The 24,915-nt window shown below is 53.4% G+C and carries 23 protein-coding genes; 9 read left to right on the plus strand and 14 right to left on the minus strand.

Translation table 11 applies throughout. The features are described from left to right. Positions 1-72: 72 nt before the first annotated feature. On the minus strand, positions 73-1,083 hold the full coding sequence (locus QW71_RS23525) for a GTP-binding protein (protein ID WP_039304667.1): 1,011 nt from the start codon (positions 1,081-1,083) through the stop codon (positions 73-75). Between the two features lie 174 nt (positions 1,084-1,257). Here QW71_RS23525 and QW71_RS23530 point away from each other — a divergent pair, with 174 nt between their 5' ends. From QW71_RS23530 to QW71_RS23550, 5 genes are all read left to right on the plus strand, one after another. Beyond that, entirely contained in the window at positions 1,258-1,773 is a 516-nt protein-coding gene (locus tag QW71_RS23530; RefSeq protein ID WP_039304669.1) for a molybdenum cofactor biosynthesis protein B, read from the plus strand. Between the two features lie 318 nt (positions 1,774-2,091). Continuing rightward, entirely contained in the window at positions 2,092-3,132 is a 1,041-nt protein-coding gene (locus QW71_RS38190) for a metalloregulator ArsR/SmtB family transcription factor (RefSeq protein ID WP_083442688.1), read from the plus strand. 32 nt (positions 3,133-3,164) lie between these two features. Next, entirely contained in the window at positions 3,165-3,962 is a 798-nt protein-coding gene (locus QW71_RS23540) for an ABC transporter permease (RefSeq protein ID WP_039304670.1), read from the plus strand. Positions 3,963-3,992: 30 nt separating this feature from the next. Beyond that, the gene (locus QW71_RS23545) at positions 3,993-5,006 is read left to right on the plus strand and encodes an ABC transporter ATP-binding protein (protein ID WP_039304703.1); all 1,014 of its coding nucleotides are present in this window, start codon (positions 3,993-3,995) and stop codon (positions 5,004-5,006) included. Next, the gene (locus QW71_RS23550; protein ID WP_039304671.1) at positions 5,003-5,821 is read left to right on the plus strand and encodes an ABC transporter permease; all 819 of its coding nucleotides are present in this window, start codon (positions 5,003-5,005) and stop codon (positions 5,819-5,821) included. The genes QW71_RS23545 and QW71_RS23550 overlap by 4 nt, the downstream gene beginning before the upstream one ends. A gap of 207 nt (positions 5,822-6,028) precedes the next feature. On the opposite strand, the gene QW71_RS23555 is transcribed toward QW71_RS23550, so the two are convergent. The 13 genes from QW71_RS23555 to QW71_RS23615 all read right to left on the minus strand — a co-directional run bounded on the left by QW71_RS23555 (position 6,029) and on the right by QW71_RS23615 (position 19,675). After that, positions 6,029-7,351, minus strand: a complete 1,323-nt coding sequence (locus QW71_RS23555) for a nitrogenase component 1 (RefSeq protein ID WP_039304672.1) — start codon at positions 7,349-7,351, stop codon at positions 6,029-6,031. Continuing rightward, positions 7,335-8,816 carry a nitrogenase component 1 gene (locus QW71_RS23560; protein WP_039304673.1) on the minus strand — a complete coding sequence of 494 codons (1,482 nt, stop codon included), beginning with the start codon at positions 8,814-8,816 and terminating at the stop codon, positions 7,335-7,337. The genes QW71_RS23555 and QW71_RS23560 overlap by 17 nt, the downstream gene beginning before the upstream one ends. 34 nt (positions 8,817-8,850) lie before the next feature. Next, on the minus strand, positions 8,851-9,672 hold the full coding sequence (locus QW71_RS23565) for an ABC transporter ATP-binding protein (protein WP_047013935.1): 822 nt from the start codon (positions 9,670-9,672) through the stop codon (positions 8,851-8,853). A gap of 29 nt (positions 9,673-9,701) precedes the next feature. Next, a complete protein-coding gene (locus QW71_RS23570) occupies positions 9,702-10,700 on the minus strand; it encodes an ABC transporter permease (RefSeq protein WP_052770149.1) in 999 nt (332 codons plus the stop codon). Positions 10,701-10,715: 15 nt separating this feature from the next. Then, positions 10,716-11,810 carry an ABC transporter substrate-binding protein gene (locus tag QW71_RS23575; protein ID WP_047013936.1) on the minus strand — a complete coding sequence of 365 codons (1,095 nt, stop codon included), beginning with the start codon at positions 11,808-11,810 and terminating at the stop codon, positions 10,716-10,718. Between the two features lie 30 nt (positions 11,811-11,840). Beyond that, a complete protein-coding gene (locus QW71_RS23580; RefSeq protein WP_039304674.1) occupies positions 11,841-13,160 on the minus strand; it encodes an O-acetylhomoserine aminocarboxypropyltransferase/cysteine synthase family protein in 1,320 nt (439 codons plus the stop codon). Between the two features lie 46 nt (positions 13,161-13,206). Further along, complete coding sequence (nifB, locus tag QW71_RS23585) at positions 13,207-14,508, minus strand: nitrogenase cofactor biosynthesis protein NifB (RefSeq protein WP_039304675.1); 1,302 nt, start codon at positions 14,506-14,508, stop codon at positions 13,207-13,209. 51 nt (positions 14,509-14,559) lie between these two features. Further along, a complete protein-coding gene (gene nifH, locus QW71_RS23590) occupies positions 14,560-15,438 on the minus strand; it encodes a nitrogenase iron protein (protein ID WP_039304722.1) in 879 nt (292 codons plus the stop codon). Positions 15,439-15,471: 33 nt separating this feature from the next. Further along, positions 15,472-15,828, minus strand: a complete 357-nt coding sequence (locus tag QW71_RS23595) for a NifB/NifX family molybdenum-iron cluster-binding protein (protein ID WP_039304676.1) — start codon at positions 15,826-15,828, stop codon at positions 15,472-15,474. Positions 15,829-16,181: 353 nt separating this feature from the next. After that, the gene (locus QW71_RS23600; RefSeq protein ID WP_039304677.1) at positions 16,182-16,703 is read right to left on the minus strand and encodes a hypothetical protein; all 522 of its coding nucleotides are present in this window, start codon (positions 16,701-16,703) and stop codon (positions 16,182-16,184) included. A gap of 127 nt (positions 16,704-16,830) precedes the next feature. Further along, complete coding sequence (locus tag QW71_RS23605; protein ID WP_039304678.1) at positions 16,831-17,430, minus strand: DUF1349 domain-containing protein; 600 nt, start codon at positions 17,428-17,430, stop codon at positions 16,831-16,833. After that, positions 17,430-18,638 (minus strand): sugar MFS transporter, encoded by a 1,209-nt coding sequence (locus QW71_RS23610; protein ID WP_039304679.1) that lies wholly within the window; start codon positions 18,636-18,638, stop codon positions 17,430-17,432. Before QW71_RS23610 ends, QW71_RS23605 begins: the two co-directional genes overlap by 1 nt. Before the next feature lie 11 nt (positions 18,639-18,649). Next, positions 18,650-19,675, minus strand: coding sequence for an ROK family transcriptional regulator (locus QW71_RS23615; RefSeq protein ID WP_039304680.1), 1,026 nt, complete (start codon positions 19,673-19,675; stop codon positions 18,650-18,652). Positions 19,676-19,942: 267 nt separating this feature from the next. Here QW71_RS23615 and QW71_RS23620 point away from each other — a divergent pair, with 267 nt between their 5' ends. From QW71_RS23620 to QW71_RS23635, 4 genes are read left to right on the plus strand one after another with little or no spacing between them, the layout of a single operon-like run. After that, a complete protein-coding gene (locus tag QW71_RS23620) occupies positions 19,943-20,626 on the plus strand; it encodes a response regulator transcription factor (protein ID WP_039304681.1) in 684 nt (227 codons plus the stop codon). Beyond that, entirely contained in the window at positions 20,623-21,765 is a 1,143-nt protein-coding gene (locus QW71_RS23625; protein ID WP_039304682.1) for a cell wall metabolism sensor histidine kinase WalK, read from the plus strand. The genes QW71_RS23620 and QW71_RS23625 overlap by 4 nt, the downstream gene beginning before the upstream one ends. A gap of 2 nt (positions 21,766-21,767) precedes the next feature. Continuing rightward, positions 21,768-24,098 carry an FtsX-like permease family protein gene (locus tag QW71_RS23630; protein ID WP_039304723.1) on the plus strand — a complete coding sequence of 777 codons (2,331 nt, stop codon included), beginning with the start codon at positions 21,768-21,770 and terminating at the stop codon, positions 24,096-24,098. Between the two features lie 4 nt (positions 24,099-24,102). Further along, positions 24,103-24,861: an ABC transporter ATP-binding protein gene (locus QW71_RS23635; protein WP_039304683.1), complete on the plus strand. Its 759-nt coding sequence runs from the start codon at positions 24,103-24,105 to the stop codon at positions 24,859-24,861. Positions 24,862-24,915: the final 54 nt, after the last annotated feature.

Raw genomic sequence — 24,915 nt, forward strand, 5'->3', positions numbered from 1 at the left:
ATTATAGGGTATGCCTATGTATTAACCTGCAAGAAAAGGAACGAACCAATCCCCCGGATTCAGGGGAAGGTATTACAGGCTTCTTTTGACGGCAGCCGGTCTTGCTAGCAGACGTTTCTCCAACCGCAGAAGTTCCGTGCGCAGCCCGCTGGAAGAGAAATGTTCACCGATAAATACGGCAACATCAGGCACTTCGCCCTGGGGGGTGATTTTCATGAAATCCGCTTCTCTGTAGGCATATTGAAACAAAAACCGGCTGGAGGTGTCGTTAAAGGATACTATACCCTTAGCCCGGTAGACGTCACGCGGCAATTCCTTAACAAACCGTTCGAAGGCCTCGCTGTTCACGGGATTCTTGAAATAATGCGTGTACGCCATCACATGATCATGCGAAGCATGCATCTGCCTGGCATCGCCATCCTGTTCACTATGCTCATTCTCTTCTGTTACACCACGTTCTTCCGAATAGACTCCACCGATATTGCCGAGCAGGGCTTCCGGCTCCAGCTCACAGCGTACAGCGGGCATTATCTCTGCATACGCATTCCATTTGCGCAGCACAACCGTGATCTCTTCAGCCTCTTCTGCACTGATCCGGTCCGTCTTATTCAGAATAAGCACGGATGCGCAGCGGATCTGCTCCTGCATAAGGCGGTAGGTAGCCCCCTGCTGGGAACGGTACAGCTCCAGAAGATGGGCGGCATCGACGACCGTGATCAGCCCCTTCAGCTCCACCTGCTGATACAGTGAGGTTTCGGTAACCGCATCCACAATCTCCAGCGGATTAGCTGCGCCGGTCGCTTCAATAACGACTACATCCGGTGATTCTTTTTTGACCAGAGTGGTCAGCTCTGTACTTAAATCCCCCCGGCTGGTACAGCAGATACAACCGCCCAGCATCTCTGCCATCGGCACAGACTGCTCTACCAGCAGACCATCCAGATTAACCTCGCCAAGCTCGTTCATGATTACCGCCGGCCGGAGGCCTTGCGTTTTCCAATGCTCCAGCAGCCGCTGCAGTAATGTAGTCTTGCCGCTGCCGAGAAATCCAGACAATATGTAAACTGGTAATGACTGTTCCAAGTTCAATCGCTCCCCGCAAAAATCAGTTATGGTAGCGAGTGTACTACAATGGCCGCCTCTGTGCAAGACTGCCCTTCAGCAGCCGCGGCTGCTGCAAGAACTTGTCATTGCCGGCTTCATCCCCTATCATGGGGGTTATAAAGCGTTCATTATAGACAAAAGGAGCTGGTTCGCATGACATCCGTAGAAGAACACCGGCGTGAAGCCCCCGATTCAGTAGCTTGTTATATCATTACGGTCTCGGACACCCGGACCCTGGAGACCGACACCGGCGGGCTGCTGATTCAGAATATGCTGGAGGAAGCGGGCTACACCGTTACCGGCCGCACCATCGTCAAGGATGATTATGAGGATATCCGCGAACTGGTCTATAAAAGCTCCGTCCATTCCGGCATAGAAGCTGTACTGCTGACTGGAGGAACAGGTATATCCCCCCGCGATACGACCTATGAGGCTGTTGCTTCACTGCTCGATAAGTCGCTTCCGGGTTTCGGTGAGATTTTTCGGCTGCTTAGCTTCACGGAAGATATCGGCTCTGCAGCTATACTTAGCCGGGCTATCGCCGGCACAATTGCCAGTACGGCAGTCTTCTCGATGCCCGGCTCCACCGGAGCAGTCAAGCTGGCCATGGAGCGGCTGATCCTTCCCGAACTGCGCCATGTCATGCGTGAGATCTACAAACGTTCCTAATCTAGGTAGCGGATAGTCATACGGTTACAGATCCTACAGAGGTCGTATATGAAGATTACTATCATCCCCAGGTAGTCCAGATAGTCCACCATGTTGAAGTGGTCCGGCGCCATCACTGTGTTCCGGTCCCGCAGCATATAAACTTAATTAGAAAAGGCAACCAGCCAACTGAGTTCCATTGAGGGTACCCAGCTGGCTGGTTTGCCTTTTTTTTCTTAAATAACGCATTGACAACTTCCCGGGTTGTATCTATAATATTGAACACTTTACGCGAAAGTGGTTTTTGATTAACCATTTGGTTAATCGGAAAGGAAAGAGATGAGCTCACTCCAACAATTGCAACGCAAAATCAAAACGGTAGTCTGCCCCTATCATGAAATGCTGTGCAGCCTCCATGTTCTCCACCAGCCGGAGCATCACCCCAAGAGGCTCTATTGGGCAAACGGGCTGCTCCAAGGGATGCCCGCCTCTCTGGTTCAGGGAATACACGTCATAGGCCAGTTCACGGACGGCTGGCTGAGTCTTTCGTTTACCGTGCGCAGAGGTCCCTTCCCGTCAAGTCTGGATGGCATCCGGCAGCTTAAGGCTCTTCCGGATGCGGAGCTGATCCATATGCTGCTGAACGGCAGAATCTCTCTGGGTACGATTCTGGCGTGGCAGCAAGGTATATTGCCGGGGAGCGGCAAATCGGTAAGTCCGCCGGATGAACCTGCTCGCTACCTGCTGCAGCATCTCGATGCCGTCCGGATAGAACTGTTCACAACCCTGGAAATCTATGAACGGGATTACTTCCGCAAGGAATGGGAGTTTATCCAGCCATGGGTCTATACTGCTGCAGCACAGTTTCAGGACTATGTCTCCCGCTCTGCGGAACAGGCGCTTAGCTCGCTTCATCCCCGGCTGCAGGCTGCCGGTGGATCGATAACTGCGCAAAAAGCGGTCACCTACCAGTTTGTATATGACCAGCTTCAGCTGATCTATGTGCTTCCCTCGACCTTCATCTTCCCCCATCTGCTGATGGACTGGTCCGGGGATACGATTATGCTGCCGCTCACTGTCGACATTCCCGGCCTTCCCTACAGCGAGGCGCCTCCGGAGGATCTTCTGCGGCAGTTCAAGGGACTGGGCGACGCTACGCGCCTGCGCATTTTAAAACTGCTGTGGCAGGGCCCGCACTGTACGAAGCAGCTCGCTCCGGTGCTAGGCATCTCTGAGGCTGCCGTATCGAAGCAGCTGAAGCTGCTGAGTGTAGCGGGTCTTGTGAGCTATGAGCGCAAGGGGAATTATTTATTCTACTCCAGCAACAAGGAGGCGTTTGACAGCTTGATTGTTCTGCAAAGGCAGTATTTTGAACAATAGAGCTGAATTAAAGGTTAAGGAGATGTCCGCCCGTGTGGCAAACCGCCATTGCAACCGCCGTAAGAAACCAGAGGTCCAACCTCAGAGCGTTTCCCTGGAACTTCACTCTGGGCCACATTATTGAAGGAGCCTATCTGGTCCTGGTCGCATATTTCTCGTATGTTTATTTGATTCAAGGGGATTTGGATGACAAATTCGCCCTTTATACCGGAACTCATAACTATCTGGCATTCGCCATCATCGGCGGCACTTTGAATATTTTCTGCGTCAGCATGATGATGAATGTCTCCAGGTCGCTAATCACCGAATGGAGGGAAGGCACACTTGAGGCGCTGCTGCTCTCGCCTTCCAGCAGGAACGGCTATTTCCTGGGAACGGCCGTGCAGCAATTTTACCGCAGCGGGCTGATCCTGGCGGCTGTTCTCGCTTTCGGCATTCTGGCCGGCTTACGGCTCCCGGCCCCTCATCTGCTGTCTGTGTTGGCCGGAGCCTTCCTCTTTATCCTGTCTACCTATGCAATGGCACTGGTGATGGGCAGTGTGATGCTGCTTACACGTGATACATACATCGTGCAGAATACGTTGTTCACCGTAACAACCCTGCTCTGCGGGTTCCAGTTCCCGCGCCAGTATTTGCCCCGGTTCCTGCAGATGGCAGCGGAGATCTTCCCGCTTACCACTTCGCTCCAGCTACTGCGCGGCGCTCTGCTGACCGGGAAGACGGTATCTTTGACAGACCTCCTGCCAGCACTTCTGCTCAGTCTGGTCTATATTGCAGTAGGGTTATGGTGCATCTCCAGGGTGGAACGCCGTTTATTCGAGAAATTCTAAATAAGAGAGGCTGATGTCCAAGTGATCCGCATGAATGAGGTTACCAAAATCTATCAGACCAAAAACAGGCTTGGCCTGTTCCGCTCTGAAATCAAGCTTCACACCGCTGTCAAGGCATTGTCGTTAACCATTGAACCGGGTGAGGTTGTCGGACTGCTCGGCCTGAACGGAGCAGGCAAAACCACAACCATCCGCATGCTCTCCACCCTGCTCGATCCGACTTCGGGGAGTATAGAGGTGGATGGACTCTCCATGGATGATAACCGGAAAGCTATCCAATCGAAGGTGAACATGATTCCCGGCGGTGAACGGATGCTGTACTGGCGGCTAACCGGCAGGGAGAACCTGGAGTATTTCGGCAGGCTGTACGGACTCAGCAGCCTGGCAATCCGCCGGGAAAGCAGCAGGCTGCTGGAGGAGGTTGGACTGGCTGAAGCGGCTGACCAGCCGGTCGAGCAGTACTCCAAAGGGATGAAGCAGCGGCTGCAGATCGCCCGCGGATTAATCAATGATCCGGCTTACTTATTCCTTGATGAACCTACACTGGGGCTTGATGCACCCATTGCACGGCAGCTGCGCGGAACGGTACGGAAGCTCGCCAAGGAACAAGGCAAAGGCATTCTGCTGACCAGCCATTATCTGCAGGAGGTTGAAGAGCTATGCGACCGGGTGTATATACTGCGCCGCGGCGAGCTGCTGCTCTGCGACAAACCGGAGGCTATCGTCTCGCAGATTGCCGGTTCGCAGACCGCGCATCTGGATGTAAGCGGATGGGACGAGTGCCTCCGGCCGCTGCTGCTTGCCCATCTGGGAGCACTGGGTCATCCGGCGCAACTGGCGGGCGGGCAACACGTTGCCGGACTACTCTCTTCCAGCCCTAATGAGACCTATAGAATCTCTGTACAAACGCCTGCAGCGGACAGGCTGATTACAGAGCTGCTTCCCTGGGTGAGTGATCACGGTCTGCACATCCACAGCTTTTCCTGCGAAAAGCCTACCTTAGAGGATGCCATTATCCTCCTCTCGGAAGAGCGGGCCTCATGAGACCCGGCGGCCTATGGATGACAATTGCCGCTGAACTTACGAAGCAGCACAGAAACCGCCGGAAGGGACGGGCAACCTTCTTCTCCCTGCTCTTCTGGCCTATCATCAGCTTCTTGACCTCTTATTACACGATGAAGCCCTACCGGACCGGGGAAGGCTCTGTGTTATCGCGGATCATCCCGGATGAACGTATCCCGTTGTTTTTGCTGAGCGGCTACTTAGTATTCCAGCTGTTCTGGACGGTGGTGGAAGCTGCCTGGATTTTTGAGCAGGAGCGTAAGGACGGTACTGTCGAGACCGTCTTCCTGACTCCGGCATCCAAAATAGCCTTTCTGTATGGACGTTCCCTCTATTCCTTATTGCATGGAATATGGATGTTCGCGGCCTTCTCCATTCTGACGTTTGTGTATGTCGCTGACGCTGCGTCCGTGAATTGGCCGGCGCTAATCCTTGCTCTGCTGCTGATTGTAATTGCCGCTATCATCTGGGGGGCAATGCTAAGTGCGGTGTCGCTGTTCTCCCGGGAATCCTCATTTCTCTATTATATCTTTCAGACTCCGATGGAGTTGTTCGGGGGAGTCCGCATTCCTCCTGCCGTCTTCCCGGCGTGGGCAACGGGGCTGTCCGCCCTGTTCCCGGTGACATACAGCCTGATTCTGGTACGCGGAGCATTATACGGCACTACCGGCCGGGTCTGGTGGCTGGCGCTGACCGTTCTGGTGGCGGGCAGTCTTCTGCTTGCCGGTTGCACCCGGTACATCCTGTACCGCGCAGAGCGCCATGCCCGCCTGAAGGGTAACTGGAGCATGTTCTAGACAAGCTCCCCCCGCAAAGGAGGGCTTTAACTTCGAGGATGACTCAGTCCGCTTCAGCATATAAGCCCCTTCCGGGGAAAGCGGCCGGGAGTCCGAATATTGACCCGAGCCATAGCTCGATAAACCGCCTTTTGACCAAATTCAACATAGCCATTTCAAAAAAACCGGTTGTCTATGAATGCGTTATGCTGCACCCGGAAGAAAACTTCACCGGTACGTCCCCAGCACCCGGTCGTATATATCCTCAATCAGCCGCAGACCGCCGTTATATCCGGCATACCCGCAGTTCAGAATCAGTCTGTAGGTAATCGGCACACTGACAGGCAACAGATCGGCCCCAAGCTCGGCGGCAAGATCGCGTTCCCAGCCGCTGCCCAGAATAAGCGCACGCTGCGCGGGTTTACCCAGCCGGATCGCCTCCTGGATAGCGCCTCCGTCCTCCACAAACTCCACATTGGCCGAACGCCTGGAGGAGATGCTGCGGAACCGTTCCACAATCGCAGCGCGGTATTCCTCCGGTGTATTATCCACGACATATTGCGTCTGTGCCGGCAGAATACCCAGCTCATTGAGCAGGTATTTGGCAAGTCCGACCGCGTAAGATGCATCCAGCATCGTATAGAACACCCGGGGCAGGCCATACCGGAATTCCAGCATGAAATCTGCAGTCCGTTCAATATGGGCATAGAATTTCCGTTCCTCATCTGCAATAAAAGCTTCCGCCGCCGCTCTGTCCAGACTGCTGAAATCTGCGACTTCCCGTAGGAAACGGCCGGTCTCTATCCCGCCGACAGGCAGATAAGGAAAATGATAGAACGGTGTGCCATATTTAGCCTCCAGCAGCTCAGCACTCTTCAGTCCGGGCCAGGCGGACACCACGATGTTGAACTCGGCCCGGGGAATGCTCAGCCACTCCTCTACCCCGCCGGACTCCGGTCCGAACAGCACACTTACCTTAAGACCGATACCGGTCAGGATACGCTTCAGCTCCTGCAGATTCCCGATCCAATACGGGTCCTGGTAAGGCACCGAAGCGAACAGATTGACTAGTCCCGGAATGACAGAGGTTTTGTCGGCAGCGAATTTATCGACATACTGCTCAACAATGGCCTTGATAATCAGATCATGACTGACATAATTATTGCTCTTGAATCCGCCGGTTTCAGCATAGACCACCGATTTGCCTGCTGCCTGGAATTCACGGGTCACCTGTCCCACATCATCCCCTACAATATCCGAGGTGCAGCCGGTAAGCACCACAAACAGATCCGCATCAATCACCTTGAAGGCTCCGTCAATCACGCCACGCAGCTTGTTCTCCCCGCCGAAGACAATCTCCGCTTCACTGGAATTGGTGCAGGGAATCGTACTTCCGCCCGCATAGCCTTCCCCCTGCCCCAGAAATCCATGGATCTTGGTGCTGCAGCCCGGTCCGGCATGGACTACAGGAACAGCGCGGTGGATGGCGATCACCGATTGCTGTACGCCAAGCGCGCAGGAGTAGCGCGGCTGTTCAATAAGCTTGGACATGAACGTTGCCTCCCAGGAAAGTATACGGCGGCTGCTCCATCCACCATTTGGTGTAGGGCATGGTGCTGTGTTTGGCCAAATTGGTCACGAACTCCTTATTATCCAGCGTTTCCAGGATACGTTCGGCATAATTCAGCAGTCCCTGATACCCCCAGCTGAAATGCTCATCCCCGATTAATAGCGTAGGAATGCCAAGCTTCGCTCCCCAATGCGTCATGCCCCCATGGCGGGCAATCATCAGATCGGGCCGCACCCGGTTCAGAATGTTCGCCAGTTCATATGCCTGCTTGTTGCAGACATTGTAATTTGGAATATCCCCATAGGTCTTGACCGTATGATCAAGCATATCTGCAGCCGGATCGCCATTATCGTACACCGGGTCATGATGAAAAATCGCCGCTCCCTGCACATCAATGCCCAGCTCGCGCAGAAGCGCAATCAGGGCATGACCATGTGCCGAACCGGCCGTGATATAGCAGGTCGTCCCTGTCAGCCTGGCTCTGTATTCTTCCAGCTTCGGCAGAACCGCGGCCTTCTCTACAGCGATGATCTCCTCGATCTCCTGTTCACGGCCCAGCACCCGGCCAAGCTCCCGCATCCAGGCATCAGTTCCTGCCAGGCCATACGCAACCGGTGCTTTGATCTCCGGCACACCGTAGACCTGTTCCAGCGCTGCTCCCAGATATGTGCCCAGTGTCGGGCAGATCTGAATGGTTGCTGCAGCTTCCGAGATCCGCTCCAGCTGAGCTACTGTGGAGAACGGAACGATATAATCCGCCTCATAACCCAGCTTGTTCAGCAGACCGGAGAACACATCGCTGCCCCAAAAGTTGATGATATTTACTTTGTTTGTCTTCTTCTCCGGCGGCTTAACGATCTTGCGGACGATGGAGTGATAAGCGGAGTCGAACCCCGAAGTCCAGATCTTTGATTTGAACCCTTCGCAGAAGCAGGTGACCACGGGAATGCCCAGCTCCCGGGTCATTTTATTCGTCACGCTCTCCACATCGTCCCCGATAATTCCCGAAGCACAGGAGGTGGTTACGAAGATGGCCTTCGGCTTCGCCCGTTCAAAAGCAAGCCGAATTGTCGCCTCCAGCTTCCGTGCCCCGCCGAATACAGTATCCATCTCTTCAATATTTGTATTGAAATATCTGCCGATCACCGGAGGAAGATCACGTTCCATCTGTCCTACCCGGTAGACGAAGTTATAGCCGAAGAAATCTCCGGCACAGCCTACAGGCGCATGATTCACCATCGCCGCGTCTGTAATCATTGATAATTGACAAAAAGCATTGCCGGAGCTGCAGCCCATGCACTGGCTGAAGGAGCGGGAACCGTCCTTCAGGCCCCCGGCGTTCGAGCAGCTTACCAGGCCTGCGGCAGTGCCGGAGAACCCGGTAATCGACCCCAGCCGGAGCTCACGGACCGGAACCTCGGGGGTGTTCAAATTCACTTTGCTCATGTTCTTCTCCCTTTCCTTGTCGCGGCCGGATGGCCTACAGATAGTACTCCAGACTTGCGCTGCTGCCGGCAAAATGCAGGGTCTCCAGAATCCGGGAGCGCAAAAAGACAAACTCCGAGCTGCCCCGGTCACGGGGATGCTCCATTTCCACCTCAATAATCTCCTTGATCTGTCCCGGCCTTGCCGACATAATGACGATCCTGTCGCTGAGATACACCGCCTCATCGACATCATGGGTAACCAGGATCATTGTTGTGCCGTGCAGCCTCCACAGCCGCAATAGTTCATCCTGCAGATTCATCCGTGTAAAAGCATCCAGCGCCCCCAGCGGCTCATCCAGCATCAGTACCTTGGGCTGGTTGATCAGCGCGCGGGCCAGCGAGGCGCGCTGGGCCATGCCGCCGGATACCTGATGGGGATAGGCATTGCCGAAGCCGTCCAGCCCGACCATGCTAATGAATTCATCAGGCTTCCTGCGGTTCTCCTGGTAGACTTTACGGGCCTTCAGCCCAGCGGCAATGTTCTCGCGGATCGTCATCCACGGAAACAGGTTTGCCTGCTGAAATACATAACCCCTCTCATAATGCGGCCCCTGAATCCGCTCGCCATCCAGTGTGATTTCACCGCTTGCACACTCGTCCAGGCCGGCGATCAGGCGCATAAGCGTTGTTTTGCCGCAGCCGCTGGGACCGATGAAGGAGACGAAGCTGCCGGATTCAATCTCCAGCTCCACCTCCTTGAGCGCTTCCACCCTGCGTCCCGTATCCTCTTCATAGCTGCGGCTCACCTTGCGGATACTCACAGCACCGCTGACCTCCTGAAAGGACTCCGGCTCCCCCGCCTTAACAGCTTCCACTGATGTCCCTCCTACGATATCCCTCCGGCTCATTTCACCAGCCCCTTCTGCCACTTGAGCACCCTGTCCCTGACTCTGAAAATAATGGCCATTACGATAGAGAAGGTCACCGCCATAATAATGATCGAGGCATACACCTTGGCATAATCAGACCATCCTTTGGCCCAGTTAATGTACCAGCCAAGCCCTGCCCTGGCTCCGATCATTTCGGACACCACCAGCGTGGCAAAAGATATCCCCGTCGCCGTATAGATCCCGCTGAAGATGGATGGCATCGCCCCGGGAATAGCCACTCTGAAAATAAGAAAACGTTCATCCGCCCCCAGCGTCCGTGCCGCTTCGAAATACGTGTTCTGCACATTGGCAATCCCGACACTGGTCATGAAAGCCACCGGAAAGCATACCGCGATCACGATCAGCAGCACTGCTGCATAGAAGCTGGACGGGACCAGAATCATCACTATGGGAATCAGCGCCGTTGCGGGTACCACACCCATTATTTTCAGCACCGGAAACAGCCAGTAGCTCCACTTGCGGTACCAGCCGATCAGCACCCCCAGCACAATCCCGATCAGGCTGCCAATCACGAATCCAATCACCAGCAGCCGCAATGAGTATGCGGTACTGATCAGCAGCATCTGCGCATCATTGACCATAACCGAGAGAATCTGGGCCAATCCCGGAACGAACGGCAGCGGCAGCACGTCCAGCTTCGTAGTCAGTACATCCCAGCCTGCCAGCACGAACCCCAGCACCAGATAAAAAGGGGATTTGTTCAGCACCTGCTTCCATCTCCGGCTGCTGATCCTGCCACGCAGGAGGAAATGCAGCGCAAAATAAACAATGAACGCAAGCAGCGTGATCCGGTAAGGCAGCTGCTCCACATCCTGGCGTGACTGCAGCACCAGGCTCAGCATTAGCGCCGTTCCAAAAGACATTACCGGCAAACCCGCACGCAGCGGATCAGGGATACGAAAGGCTTCACGTGTACGCCCTCCCAGCAACAGATTGCGGTTTACAAGGCTCATGAATGGGTCAGCCTCCTACTTAAAAACATCATAATAAGCCTTCTTCAGGAATTCGTCCGGGTCGGTATCTTTCTTCAGGAATCCGGTCTTGCTGAACTGCTTGACGAAATAACGGATATCCTCCTGGGCGGCATCGGTGGTGTAATTGAAGTGATAGCTCTCAATCAGATCCGTCACGAGCTTCACATCACCCGTCGCAACATATTTCTTCTCAATCTCCAGTTTTGCAGTTTCCTCCGGATGCTCGGCGATCCACGCCGTCGCCTTCTGGTAAGCACGGGCAATCGCAGCTACACGCTCCGGATCTTCCTCGATCTGCTTGCCGGAGGCGTATAGGAAGCAGCAGCTTTTCCCGGCAAAATTGCTGTCCGTCGAAATATCAGCCAGTACCGTATATCCGTTATTCACTTCAGCCAGCTTGCCGAACGGATCCCAGGCGGCGTAGACGTCGATTTCGCCTTTCCTGACCCCTTCCTGCAGCTGATCGAGCGGATACGCCAGCCATTGCACATCCTTTTGCGGGTCCAGTCCGGCATTCGTCACAACTACGCTCGCCACTGCCATCGGCACACCGCCGATTTCATCGACACCAATCCGTTTACCCTTCAGATCGGCGGCGGTCTTAATGACCGAACCCGGTGGAACTACCAGCTTGATGCAGCCGTGATGCAGCCCGCCGATTACCTTGAGGTCAAGTCCCTGCTGAATGGAGGTGAACCAGACAAAGTCGCCATTCGTGACCGTGAATTCTCCCGTGGTCAGGCCTGTCTTCATCGCATCCATCGAACCGCTGACCAGCTCAACATCCAATCCTTCTTCGGCAAAAAATCCCTTCTCATAAGCCACATAGCTTGGTGCTCCGCAGACGGCTCCGCTCAACGCCTGGATTTTGAGCTTGCCGTATTTGTAGCTGGCTGGAGCCGCTTTGCTGCTGTTTGATGCTGCCGCACTGCTTAAGGGAGATAATGCAGCAACTGTCGGCGAAGATGTTGAATGATTATGGTTGTTAGCAGATGTCTTTTGATTAGCCGTATTATTTCCGCATGCTGTGACCACCAGTAATGCAGAGGTAACCAGCAGAACGGCCGGCAGTTTTTTGCTAGTATTCATTTCGTTAACTTCCCTTCCCGCTTCAATAATTTATACCAGACTCTCCACAAACGCCGCCGCGAAGGCCTGCTCCAGGTCCCTGATCAGATCGTCCGCGTCCTCCAGGCCGATGGACAACCGGATCGTATCCGGAGTAATGCCTGCTGCAGCCTGATCTTCGGCATTCAGCTCACCGTGGGTGGTCTTGGGGGAATTGATGATCAGCGATCTGGCATCTCCGACATTGGCATGATAGCTGAATAGCTCAACGGCATTCAGAAAAGTACGAAGCTGCTCCTCATTGCCTCCAAAGCCAAAGGTGAAGATCGAGCCTGCCCCTTTGGGGAAATACTTGGCGGCAAGCGCCTGGTACGGATTCCCGTCTGCAGCAGGATGACTCACCCAGCTGACCTTGTCATTCTTTTGCAGATAATCTACGATTCTAAGAGCGTTCGCCACTTGTTTGGATATCCGCTCCGACAAGGTTTCGGTGCCCTGAAGCAGCAGAAAGGCGTCAAACGGACCAAGTGCGGCACCGAAATAAGCCAGATAACTCAGCCGGACTCTGGCGGTAAACGGAGCCTCCGGGAACACCTCAAGTATGCTGCGCTCCCGGCCGGTCTCCTGCTCACGCAGCAGATATTGCGGCTCTTCGAAATGCGGAAATCTGCCGCCCGCCCAGTCGAACTTGCCGTTCTCGACAATCACTCCGCCGAGTGTAGTGCCGTGACCGCCGATAGCCTTGGTAGCCGAGTAGACGATGATATCTGCACCATGGGCGAAGGAATCGAACAAATACGGAGTGCCAAAGGTGTTGTCAATGACCAGCGGAAGACCGTTCTCATGGGCAACAGCAGCTATAGCTTCAATATCAAGAATTGTAGAATTGGGATTGCTGATGCTCTCAATCAGAATGGCTTTGGTATCCGCCCGGATGGCCCGGCGGAAGGCTTCAGGATCATCCGAATCCTCCACAAAATCAACGTAAACGCCAAACTTGGGATATAAATGCTTAAGTGCGTCAAACGATCCGCCATACAGGCGCGGCGTAGTGACAATCCGGCCTCCGCCTTCCGCCAGATTCAGCAGCGCATAGGTTACTGCCGCCATCCCGGAAGCTACAGCGACCGCTCCCGTCCCCTCGTCCAGCGCAGTCAGCCGCTGCTCCAGTACCGCAACCGTCGGATTGGCGATTCGCGTATACAAATACCCTGCTTCCTCCATGCCAAACAATTTCTCCGCCCGTTCCACACTGCCCAGATCATAGGAGGCTGTCTGATAGATCGGCACGGCCACCGCATAATTATGCTCCCGCGAGTCATAGCCCGCCCGTACCTTCAGCGTATCGAAACCCAGATTGTGATCAGCCATTGTTATTACCGCCTTCTTTCCTGTTTATAGCGTAAACATATACTTCTTATCCTTTGAAGTAAGACAGCAGACGTCCGTATTTAAGCAGCGATACTCCAATATCATCCTTCGTGACAACAGCCATAATGTCCGCTTGACGCAGCACCTCCTGGGGGAAGGAGCCGATTCCTGAACAGAGCAGAAGCTGGCAGTCATGCAGTAATTCTGTACTTTCCTTAAGTATGGCCGCCCCATCCGCCTCACCACAGGCAGCTGTTCCGTTGCAATAAGCCTGGATTTTGCGGACCCCAAGCAGCCGGTAGCTGTCTTCTTCCACTTCATAGACCAGAAATTCTGAGGCATGGCCAAAATGCAGATTAACCCTGCCGCCGCCCCTAGTTGCAACTGCAATTCTCGTTGCGCGGACACCCGGGCTGCGCCCGGACACCTGCCGATTCCGGCGGACCTCCAGCTCCCGGTCCAGCTGCATAAGCCTCAGCTCCCGCTCTTCCAGGGAGTATTCCGGCAGACCCGCCAGCGATTCGCCGCCCCGGTCTTCGCCTAGCAGGCCGACGGCATCGGCCCGGCACTGGCGGCAGTGGCGCATGACCGGCATAAGCTCTGCCGACCTCTCCTGGACCTTGAGGGTCAGACCGGGATCCGGCGCCACCTGCCCGTCCCGCTCGAACAGGCTGCCCGGTGAAATAATCAGCGGCATAATATTATGGGAGAATGCCCCGGCTTCCTTCGCAGCACGTGTAACCTCAACCAGATGGTTATCATTCACTCCCGGTATCAGTACAGAGTTGACCTTGATTTTAATTCCTTTGGACGCCATGGCCGAGATTCCCTCCAGCTGCCGGGAGATTAGAATTGCTGCGGCAGCTTCTCCCCGGTAGGCTTTACCCCGGTAATAGATCGAATGATAGATCCGCCCGCCGATGACCGGGTCCACGGCATTCATCGTAACTGTGACATGATTAATGCCGCATCCGGTGATCTCTTCAACATAATCAGGAAGCATCAGGCCATTCGTGCTTAGACACAGCTGCAGATCCGGCATGTCCCGTGACAGCAGCCGGAACGCTTCAAAGGTCTGCACCGGATTCGCCAGCGGTTCTCCCGGACCGGCGATGCCAACTACAGTCAGCTGGGGCAGAACCTTAAGCGTCTGCTGCACACTCCGGCAGGCCTCTTCCGGTGTAAGCACCCGGCTGACCACCCCGGGGCGGCTCTCACTGACACAGTCGTATTTGATGTTGCAATAATTGCAGTTGATATTGCATTTCGGAGCTACAGCCAGATGCATCCTGGCGAATACCTCGTGCGCCAGCTCATCATAGCAGGGGTGACGCTGAACATTCTGCAAGCCGCTCCCTCCCCGTTGTTACTTTACATGCTAATGCAGCAAGTCCGGTGTCTACAGACTCCCTGCCCCTGCCGGAGCCGCCAGTCCGGAATCCTGCTGGACCAGGCGTTTCCCCCATTCCGCCGCCCATTGCCGCAGTTCATTCGTTTCCAGCGGAGCCGGCACCTTGGATACCGTATGTTCGGCAATGTTCTGCGCGAGGCTGCGGTATACTTTGGCCTGCTCCGAATCCGGAGCTGCCTCAATCGTTGTCTTGCCCTGCAGCTCGCTTTGGGTCACAGTCAGTGAACGCGGCACATATTCAACCACTCTTGTATCCGTCCGGCTGACGAAGTCATCCACAATCTCCTTCGCATACGGGGCATTAATTGAGTTGGCAATAACTCCGCCCAGCAGTGCGCCTCCATCCTGTGAATACTTATGAATCCCCTTGAACAGGTTATTCGCTGCATAGATTGCCATGAAATCCGCTGAAGTTACTGTATAGACATGCTCGGCAATCCCTTCACGTACCGGAACAGCAAACCCTCCGCATACCACATCACCAAGCACATCATAGATGACAAAATCCAGATCCAGCTCCTCAAACACCCGTTGCTGCTTCATCAGGGATACCGAGGTGATAATGCCGCGCCCTGCACAGCCCACTCCCGGTGCGGGTCCGCCAGCCTCCACGCAATAGATACCGTTGAAGCCCCGAAAAATCACATCCTGAGCCCTGACCGAATGATTATCACGCAATGAATCCAGCACTGTAGGTATGTATTCTCCGCCCCGCAGCGTATTGGTGGAATCACTTTTGGGATCACAGCCGAATTGCATGACCTTGTAGCCTGCCACCGACAGCGCAGCACTGATATTGGAAGTGGTTGTCGACTTGCCGATTCCTCCTTTGCCGTAAATCGCAATCTGCTTCAACTTCTTAGCCATGTCTGACACTCCTTTGATGTAGTATGCAATCATTCACTGCAGAATAGCACCCCTCCCTGACCGGAGAAAATGCACCAGACGCTCCAGCGCCTGTTCAATCGGAGCCTCGACCGCCATAGACTGAATTCCCCGCTCGTAGAGCAGCGCTCTCGCTCCCGGTCCAATGTGGCTGACCAGAATTATACTGCAGTCTGCGAGGAGGGCGGCGGTATTTTGCAGCGTATGCGTGTCATGGCCTGCTGCTTCCGCTTGCCGGTCATAACTCCGGTCCTCTATAATGCTGTAACTTCCCTCCGGCTCCATCCTATAGATCAGGAACCGGTCACACCGCCCAAAATGCTGATTGATATTGATGCCGTCCGCACTTCCGATGGCAATCTTCCACGTCACTCTCATCTCCTCCTGATCCGCGATACACAAAGAGGCCAAACCGCTCACCTCTCAGGTGTATGGTTTGACCTCCGGATTGTGGTCCAGTCGGCCCAATCTCAGCAGATGCTGCGCTATGCTCTTGGTGTATGTTTCCTGCTTAAAGCTGTTGTGCAGTCATTGCTTTGTTGTGAACTCGTTCACATAGGTATATAAAAGAAAAGGCCGGCACCCCACCCACTTACGGATGTTGAGACCGGCCTGCGGTTAACCGCTCGGCTAAATAAACAAATACCAATTGAATTACTTTGTATTAATATACCTAACCAATGCCTAAAGATCAATCCCCTGAATGGTGAATATTGTGTGATCTTTTAATGGGCGTGTGTACCCAGGTGCTCCAGAAGTCCGCTAAATAGGTCCTTTACCTTCTTCGAATACTTCCCCTTCTCTTTGCCCATGGAGGTATACACCAGAGAAGTATTGTCCTTGTTATAGACCTCTGTTCTCGCCCCGGAAGTCTCCGCCAGCTGCATACCGCCGTACCAATCCGTAATCCGGCTCACCCGCTCAGGGCGGCTGGTGAATACATGCAGCGTGATATTCTGCGCGGGCTGGTTGTTGATCAGGTACTGATAGCTTGTGTTTCCGCGGTTGTCTTCGGTGAACTTCTCATCGGTCAGTGCAAGCTGTTCATTGGCAAAAGCCCGCCGCATCGCCTTGCGGAACCGGCCGTCCAGCCCTTTTCCCTGCGAGTAAGCCAGCATTGTCCCGTCCTGATACGCTTGCATCGTATAGCTTCCCGCTTCCTTCTTGTTCTGCTCCGCGGAGCAGCCTGCGAGCAGTGTTCCTGCAGTCAATACCGCAGCCAGCATACCTGCTAATCGGCGCTTCATAACTATTCCCCCTTCACAAACACTCAGATTCTTCCTGTTAGGTATAGGATGGCTGAGTATGTGAAAAGTATGCAAAGAGCCGATTGTCTTACCGCAAATTGCTGGAATGAATCCGTGTACCGGGAGATTAACGTACCGGCGGGTCTGTGTGCACATCGGTATCGGGTGCGCAAGCGGCCCAGCGTGTAAAGGTTACCTGAAACCCCGGCCGGGTGGGAGCACACAGGAAGGGACCTGCCTGCTTGCCGGCCTCATAAGAAAACCGCGCAACCCGAATCGTCCGCCAGGGATGATTCTCCGTTCTGGCTCTGAGGATAACGGCATCCTTCATCCGCGAAGCCCGGAGGGTGATTACCTCACCCGTCCATTCCGGAACAGGTGACAGCGACCAGTCGGAGTAGCCATCGGTCACAACGGCTCCCACATGCGGAATACCATCATTCAGCTCAATACCGGCTTTGATCCAGACTTCCTCACTATGCCACAGCATAATGCCTGCCTGATCATATAGCTCTGTAAACCCGTCCAGCGAAAAGCTGACCTCCATAGCTTCCGCATCCTCCCAGGGTGCAAGCAAGGCGTGCCCGTTGTCATGCTGGAAGCCGTACATCGTTTTTTGCCAATAATCGCTGCCTTCTGCAGCTTCCGCCACAAGTGCTCCTGCTACAACTCTGCTGGACACCGGTTCGTTACTCCATGCTCCATCCTGCCACGCTACTATTCTCATTACAGGCTCACCTCTTCTTTCCGTTTTTTCATCATACTGTTGATCTGCTCAGAGCTTAGAATCATAACAATAATATACCCGATCATCACCAGCGGAAGAATCATAAAGCTGCTGCGCGCCGCCACCCAGCCCAGAAGCGGGGGCAGAAAAGCTCCGCCGGTGTAGGCCAGAGCCATCTGATAGCCCATAATCTTCTGGGAGTTCGCTTGTCCGAACCGGGCCGGTGTCTCATGCAGCATACAGGGAAAGATCGGTGCCGACCCCAGTCCAATCAGGATAAAAGCAACCAGTGAAAAGACCGCCGGAAGCGGTAAAGCCAGCACCAGCGCACCCAGCATGGATATTGCCAGCCCGCCGCGGATGAGCTCCTTGTTGCTGAAACGGAAGGTAATAAACCCAGTAATCAGCCGCCCGGCCGTAATTCCCCCGTAATACAATGACACCCAACCAGCTGCAGTTGCTGCTGAAACATCCTTGACATTAACCAGGTAACTGCTGCCCCAGAGTCCTACCGTGGCTTCCACTCCACAATAGAACAGGAAGGTAATCATCGCCAGCTTCACGCCTTTGATCCGCAGCACATTGCCGGAAGCAGCCTCCGCTGCCATTACCGTCTCTGCCTCGTCCCGGACGTTCTCAGCCTGCGGACTGCTGCTCTTGCCTGCCCTTTTCCATAGCGGCAGACTGATGAACAGCAGCACCACAAGCGCAAACTGGATCATGCTGACAGTGAAGTATCCCGTTCTCCAGGAATCACCGCCTGCGATATAACGCGACATAATGATCGGTCCGAGCATCGCCCCGATGCCCCAGAAGCAGTGCAGCCAGCTCATATGATGCGCCTTATAGTGGGTAGCCACATAATTGTTCAGCCCTGTATCGATAGAACCTGCACCCAGTCCCAGCGGCAAGGCCAGCACAGCCAGCCAAATCACGGAAGAAGAGTAAGAGAAGCCAAGTAAGGCTAGAGCCGTCACAGTCACGCTGATAAAAGTAACCATCCCCGTACCCAGCCGTTTCAGCACGGCACTGCTGGCTAAACTAGAAATAATCGTCCCCGCAACTACAATCATGGAGAGCAGTCCTGCTGTCTCAACCGGCGCCCCATAATCCAGCCTCATGATCGGCCAAGCCGCTCCCAGCATGGAGTCCGGCAGACCTAAGCTGATAAATGCCAAATAAATAATGATCAAGAATACCGTTGCCATCTCTTCCCCGCCTAACCTTCTATTTTCGTTAAATACAGTCTTTGTTCCAAAGTGCCTAGTGTCTGCACAATCATTCCCTGAATGTAATCTGCGGCAAAATCGTCTGACATTCTCACCCTTGGAATTGCAGGATAAGGCAGCGAGGCGCCGCATTTCTTCTCCACGGATAGAAGATGCTCTTCGTTCAAGAAGCTGCCGTACAGCACAACAACATCCGGATTCAGCACACTGCTGACAGCAGCTGACAGTTTGGCAATCGCATCCGTAAGTGCCTCAAAGGAAGCAATCAGTCCGCCGTCTCCCCAGGCAATACCGAGCGGAATGTTGGCTACCTCTCCGGCGAAGCCGCGTTTCCCCTTATACAGCTTGCCTCCTATAAATATACCGGCTCCCGGAGCGAAGCGATCCGGAAAATACAAATAGACAACTGAAGCTGTCTCCTCCTTCATCCGGCGGCAATAGCCAATCACGGCTGCGTTGACATCGTTCTCGATCACTACAGGTTTGCCGTACCGATGCCGGAAATGCTCTGCCACCGGAACACCGCGCAAGGCTTCGTAATCGGATACAACCATTTGGCCTTCTACTTCAGCACCAGGCAGGCCCAGCCCGATAGCCTGTATCAGGGGGTACATCTGCAGCGAGCTGTCAATCACCACTTCAAAGGCCGCCAGATCGACGCCTGAGACCGCTGTATTATCCTCAAACAGTGTACGTCCGGCAAGTGTAACGACCGTTCTGTGAATGTAGATCACATCCTGCTCTTCATGCGTGAACAGAATCAGCGCCAGAGCATACTCGTCATTGTATATGTATTGCTGTGCAGGTCTCCCGCCGCTGGAGGATACCTGCGCTCCCGCCAGCACCTCATTCTGCGCCTCCAAAAGCTGCAGCACAGTGCCTACTGTAACGACACTAAGGCCGCTAACCCCGGCAATCTGCCGTTTGGTTGCCTGCCCGTGTTCCTTCAGCACCTGCCGCACCAGGTTCATATTCACTTCGCGAATGACTAACGCATTGCCGCCAATCTTCTGCATCTGCTTTCACCTCGTTATAATAATACTTTAATAAAGTATTTTAATAAATAGATAAATTGAAAACTCCGGCTTAAGGAACGCTATGACGGTACGCACCTCCACCCAACGCTGCAGCGTGAGTCCCTGCATATTATTATGCATGGACAGCCGGATCGCAGGAATAATCTTAAGACAATGTTAAGGTTAGTCATATTTAACTGAAAGGCAAGGCAACTATAATGAACTTACGGCCCCGAGGATATGATGAACAGGAAGAGAGGTGAAATCATGAACAAAACGATTCTGGTTGTAGATGATGAGAAGGAAATCCGTGAGCTTCTGCGGTTGTATATCGAAAAGGACGGCTACTCCGTGATCCAGGCTGCTAACGGATTGGAGGCGCTTAAACGGGCTGCGTCCACACGGATTGATTTGGCGGTTATCGACATTATGATGCCTGAGCTTGATGGCTATCAGCTTATAAAAGGTCTGAGAGAACACAGTAATCTTCCTATTATTGTTGTCAGCGCCAAAACGGAAAATTACGAGAAAATTCTGGGGCTTGACCTTGGCGCAGACGATTATGTAGCAAAGCCTTTTGACCCTTTGGAGGTTACTGCCCGGATCAAAGCTCAATTACGACGTTATGACGGAGGTGTGTCGGATCCCGAAGCGGGTCTGCTGACGGCAGGCGAATTGCGTATGGATGTTTCGACTTGCATTCTTAACCTTGGCAACGGGACAATTCCTCTAACCGCTACGGAATTTAACATGATGAAGCTGTTTATGCAAAGTCCCGGTCGTGTATACACCAAACAGCAGATTTATGAGGCTGCATGGCAGGAGACCGCCATCGTAGACGACAATACAGTGATGGTCGCCATCAGCAAGCTGCGCAGCAAACTTCCCGACGGCGCGGTATCCATTGGAACCGTGCGGGGATTAGGGTACCGTCTGGAGGTGCGTACATGAAGAACAGACGCAGTTTCAAAAGAGTCATCATGCGCAGATTCATAGGTTACACCATCGGAATTGCACTAACGCTTCTGGTGTTGGAGTTTTTATTCAGTCTGTTTACATTGAATAACGGGATGAATCTCTCGGAGCTGGCGTCTTCCCCTCTGGGCGAGGGGACGGAATCTCTTCAAATCACACTTTCAGTATTCTGGAATCTTATTACAGCTGGAGTATATCTTATTGGAATTGTCCTTTTTGGGCGCGGAATCAACAAGAGAATCATGGAACCCGTTCAGAAAATGGAAGAAGGTTTCAGGGCTGTTACCGCCGGCCACCTGGACACTACACTAGACTTTGAAACAGAAACGGAATTTGGGGACATGCGAGACGCCTTCAACTATATGGCGCGAAAGCTGAAAGATTCCGAAGAACAGCGAATGACCATGGAAAATGAGAGGATGCGGCTTTTCTCGCACATTGCCCATGACTTAAAAACCCCCATGACTACGATTTCCGGATACGCTGGGGCTTTGGCAAGCGGTATGGTCGAGGAAGCTAACAAACAGTGGGAATACCATCTGGCGATTCAAGCGAAATCCGGACAGATGAACCAATTAATTGACCAGTTGCTTTCCTATTCCAAGCTGGGTACGCCGCAATACCGGTTGAATTTTGCCAAGGTTGACCTTGTAGAGCTGCTTCGAGCATCTTGTGCCACTTTGTTCGGTGAAATCGAAAACAAGCTGATGAAATTGGAGCTGCGGTTACCGGATAGCCCAGTATTTCATATGGCGGATTCGTTGGAAATTGCCAGGGCTATCAGCAATCTGCTCATCAACGCAATCCGCCATAACCCGAGCGGCAGCCTATTATACGTGGGGCTGAAGGATGAATCCGGCTGTATCGAGATACATGTTGCCGATAATGGTGTGGCTATCCCCCAGACGATCGCGGGAAGTCTGTTCGAGCCTTTTGTATCCGGCAGTGATTCAAGAAGTACCAGCAGTGGAGCAGGACTTGGGCTAGCCATTGTAAAAAAGGTGATGGAACACCATTCCGGTGAGGTCTTTCTATTGGACGCCCCCTCGCCCTATACCAAGATGTTTGTCTTATGTTTCACCAAAGTTTCAAGACACAGAAAGACTGAGGGATGAAGATGTATCGTAAAATGATCAAAAATGATATACGCAAAAGCAAGCTGATTACCGCGACGATTACGGCATTTATTCTGGTTGCCGCCATGCTGACTGCTTTGGCTGCATCGCTGACAGTAAACCTTTTCGGTGCTATTGACAATATGCTTCTATCGGCAAAGTCACCCCACTTCATGCAGATGCACACAGGCGATATTGATATGGAACAGTTGGGGAGCTTCGCGGACGCTAACGACAGCGTAGAGGATTATCAGGTGCTTAAGTTCCTCAATCTTGAGGGTGCAGACATTGTCATCGGGGACGCTTCTCTTGCCGGGAGCATACAGGACAACGGCCTTTCAGTACAGGGCGAGAAATTCGACTTCCTGACTAACTTAAACGGTGAAATCATCCAGCCAGCCGACGGTGAAATCTATCTCCCCATCTATTACAGGCAGGATGGAAACGCGGCACTTGGCAACAAAGTGATCATTCATGGCATTTCCTTCACCGTCGCCGGTTATTTGCGGGATTCTATCATGAACGCAGCGATGGTAAGCTCCAAGCGGTTCCTTGTGAGCGAAGCGGATTTTGAAAAAGTCCGTGATTTCGGACAGTTAGAGAACCTTATTGAGTTCCGGCTGGCGGAGGATGTTTCCTTCCCTGCTTTCGAGGCAGCCTATCTTAATGCGGGGCTTCCGTCGAACGGCCCCCCCGCGATCACTTACCCACAAGTAAAGATGATAAATGGCATTACAGACGGTATCACGATTGCCGTGCTGGTATTGATAGGCACCCTCGTCATCATCGTGGCATTTTTGTGCATCCGGTTAACGCTTCTGGCTAAAATTGAAGAGGATTATAAGGAAATAGGCGTACTGAAGGCCATGGGGATACGGGTATCACAGATTAAAAAGCTTTACCTTGCGAAATACGGCGCTATCTCAGGGGCAGCCTGCGCGTTGGGTTTTCTGGCCTCCCTGCCGCTCCAAACTCCTTTCATGCAAAATATCCGTCTATATATGGGAGAGAGCAGCAGCCCGTTACCCGGCTTGCTCTGCGGTCTTGCGGGGGCCACAGTAATCAGCGGGGTTGTCATGCTGTATGTGAACGGGGTGTTACGGCGTTTCCGCAAAATATCTGCAGCGCAGGCGGCGCGGTTCGGCTCAGCGCCGGAACAATCGAAATCAGCCAGAAGCTTCAGGCTGAGCAATAACAGGCTCTTTTCCCGGAATATCTTTCTTGGAATCAAAGATGTTCTTACCCGGAAAAAACTGTATGCCACCATGCTAATGGTGCTGATCATATCCTCATTCATTATGATTGTACCGCACAATATCAGCAGCACTATTTCTGCGGAAAGCTTCATCACCTACATGGGTATGGGAATTAGCGATGTTAATATCGGGGTGATGCGGACACAGGTGGAAGACGTCCCGGGGAAGGCGGCGGAAGTTGCTGAAATGCTGGCGGAGGATAAGAATGTTGAAAAGTATGCTTTGTTCACCGGCATGATGTTAGACCGGATAGCGAACGACGGAACGATGGAGAAGCTGCGGGTGACAGTTGGTGACTACTCCGCCTACCCTATCACCTACTCCAAGGGCCATGCGCCGCAGTCAGAATCGGAAATCGCCCTCTCCGTCCTCAATGCCGAAGACCTTGAAAAAGCCGTTGGGGATGAAATCATTTTAATCGTTGACGGAGCAGAAAAGCATCTGACGGTGTGCGGGATATACTCTGATGTCACGAGCGGCGGCCGAACGGCACAAGCCACTTTTGACGTAAATAACAGAGAGGTTTTGAGCGTTGGGATGGCAGTCACGTTCCGTGACCGCCAGAGTATACAAACAGCAATATCTCAGTACAGGGAACAGTTGCCCTTCGCCAAGGTTACCGGCATCGACGAAAGCATTGGGCAGATGCTCGGATCTATACGGGACTCCATCAAAATGGCTTCCGTTGTCGCTGCCCTGGCAACCGTCCTGCTTACACTGCTGGTTACGGTGCTGTTTATGAAAATGCTGGTGGCGAAAGACCGTTATCCCATCACCATCCTGAAATCAATGGGCTTCACCTGTGCGGATATTCGCAGGCAGTATCTTACACGCTCCATAACCGTGCTGGCGCTGGGCGTCTTCATCGGAACGCTTCTGGCAAACACGCTGGGAGAGCTTGTCGGTGTAGCCATCGTCTCTTCCTTTGGCGCAGCAACCTTCCATTTTGCGGTAGATCCATGGTTTGTCTATCTCGCCTCACCTCTGCTGATTACGGGTTGCGTCATCTCCGCTACCATGCTGGGCGTCTCCGGCATCCGGACACTACAAATTTCCGAACATATTAAGGAGGCTTAACCTTATGAATAACATTATTACAGGTAAAAATATCGTGAAAACCTTTGGCAAGGGTAAGGAGCAGGTCACGGCACTGAATGGAGTAAACGTAGAAATAGCAAAGGGTGAATTCGTTGCCGTGATGGGGCCGTCCGGTTCGGGGAAATCCACACTGTTGTTCGCGCTCAGCGGCATGGACGAGATTACAGGCGGATCAGTGAACTTTTGCGATACCGAACTATCTAAACTCCGCGAAAACGCGCTTGCAGATGTTCGCCGGACAAAAATGGGCTTTGTCTTTCAGCAGCCCACTATGCTGAAAAACTTAAATCTGTTGGATAATATTATTCTCCCCGCCGCGCATGAGGGCTACAAGGATACAGCGAAAATCTCGCAAAAGGCGAAAGCCCTGATGAAGAAAACGGGGATTGCCGGTCTGGAACGCAGGGATATCACAGAGGTATCGGGCGGCCAGCTCCAGCGGGCCGGCATCTGCCGCGCGCTGATGAATACGCCGGAGATCCTCTTTGCCGACGAGCCGACCGGCGCGCTTAACACAAAGTCAGCGGATGAAATCATGGGGCTGCTGGTGGTTATTAATCAAGAGGGCACAGCCATATTGCTTGTGACCCACGACGCGAAAGTCGCGGCCAGGGCTGACAGGGTTCTGTTTACGAAAGACGGGAGTATCGTTTCCGAACTACCGCTACAAAAGTTCAGCGGCACGGATATGGAGGAGAGAGGGGACAAGGTACTCGCCGGGATGGCGGCCGTGGGTATTTAATAGCCCGGCAGAGAATCTCTGCCGGGCGGATAGGAACGATTGCTAATTATAGTG

Origin of the sequence: Paenibacillus sp. IHB B 3415, from assembly GCF_000802655.2 — a bacterium.
GTDB lineage: Bacteria > Bacillota > Bacilli > Paenibacillales > Paenibacillaceae > Paenibacillus_AQ > Paenibacillus_AQ phytohabitans.

Coding starts and splice junctions, on each gene's coding strand:
- QW71_RS23625 (WP_039304682.1), top strand. CDS start 20,623: ATGAAGAACAGACGCAGTTTCAAAAGAGTCATCATGCGCAGATTCATA.
- QW71_RS23605 (WP_039304678.1), bottom strand. CDS start 17,430: ATGAGAATAGTAGCGTGGCAGGATGGAGCATGGAGTAACGAACCGGTG.
- QW71_RS38190 (WP_083442688.1), top strand. CDS start 2,092: ATGAGCTCACTCCAACAATTGCAACGCAAAATCAAAACGGTAGTCTGC.
- QW71_RS23570 (WP_052770149.1), bottom strand. CDS start 10,700: ATGAGCCTTGTAAACCGCAATCTGTTGCTGGGAGGGCGTACACGTGAA.
- QW71_RS23620 (WP_039304681.1), top strand. CDS start 19,943: ATGAACAAAACGATTCTGGTTGTAGATGATGAGAAGGAAATCCGTGAG.
- QW71_RS23575 (WP_047013936.1), bottom strand. CDS start 11,810: ATGAATACTAGCAAAAAACTGCCGGCCGTTCTGCTGGTTACCTCTGCA.
- QW71_RS23615 (WP_039304680.1), bottom strand. CDS start 19,675: ATGCAGAAGATTGGCGGCAATGCGTTAGTCATTCGCGAAGTGAATATG.
- QW71_RS23545 (WP_039304703.1), top strand. CDS start 3,993: ATGAATGAGGTTACCAAAATCTATCAGACCAAAAACAGGCTTGGCCTG.
- QW71_RS23600 (WP_039304677.1), bottom strand. CDS start 16,703: ATGAAGCGCCGATTAGCAGGTATGCTGGCTGCGGTATTGACTGCAGGA.
- QW71_RS23635 (WP_039304683.1), top strand. CDS start 24,103: ATGAATAACATTATTACAGGTAAAAATATCGTGAAAACCTTTGGCAAG.
- QW71_RS23530 (WP_039304669.1), top strand. CDS start 1,258: ATGACATCCGTAGAAGAACACCGGCGTGAAGCCCCCGATTCAGTAGCT.
- QW71_RS23560 (WP_039304673.1), bottom strand. CDS start 8,816: ATGAGCAAAGTGAATTTGAACACCCCCGAGGTTCCGGTCCGTGAGCTC.
- QW71_RS23630 (WP_039304723.1), top strand. CDS start 21,768: ATGTATCGTAAAATGATCAAAAATGATATACGCAAAAGCAAGCTGATT.
- QW71_RS23550 (WP_039304671.1), top strand. CDS start 5,003: ATGAGACCCGGCGGCCTATGGATGACAATTGCCGCTGAACTTACGAAG.
- QW71_RS23610 (WP_039304679.1), bottom strand. CDS start 18,638: ATGGCAACGGTATTCTTGATCATTATTTATTTGGCATTTATCAGCTTA.
- QW71_RS23555 (WP_039304672.1), bottom strand. CDS start 7,351: ATGTCCAAGCTTATTGAACAGCCGCGCTACTCCTGCGCGCTTGGCGTA.
- QW71_RS23580 (WP_039304674.1), bottom strand. CDS start 13,160: ATGGCTGATCACAATCTGGGTTTCGATACGCTGAAGGTACGGGCGGGC.
- nifH (WP_039304722.1), bottom strand. CDS start 15,438: ATGGCTAAGAAGTTGAAGCAGATTGCGATTTACGGCAAAGGAGGAATC.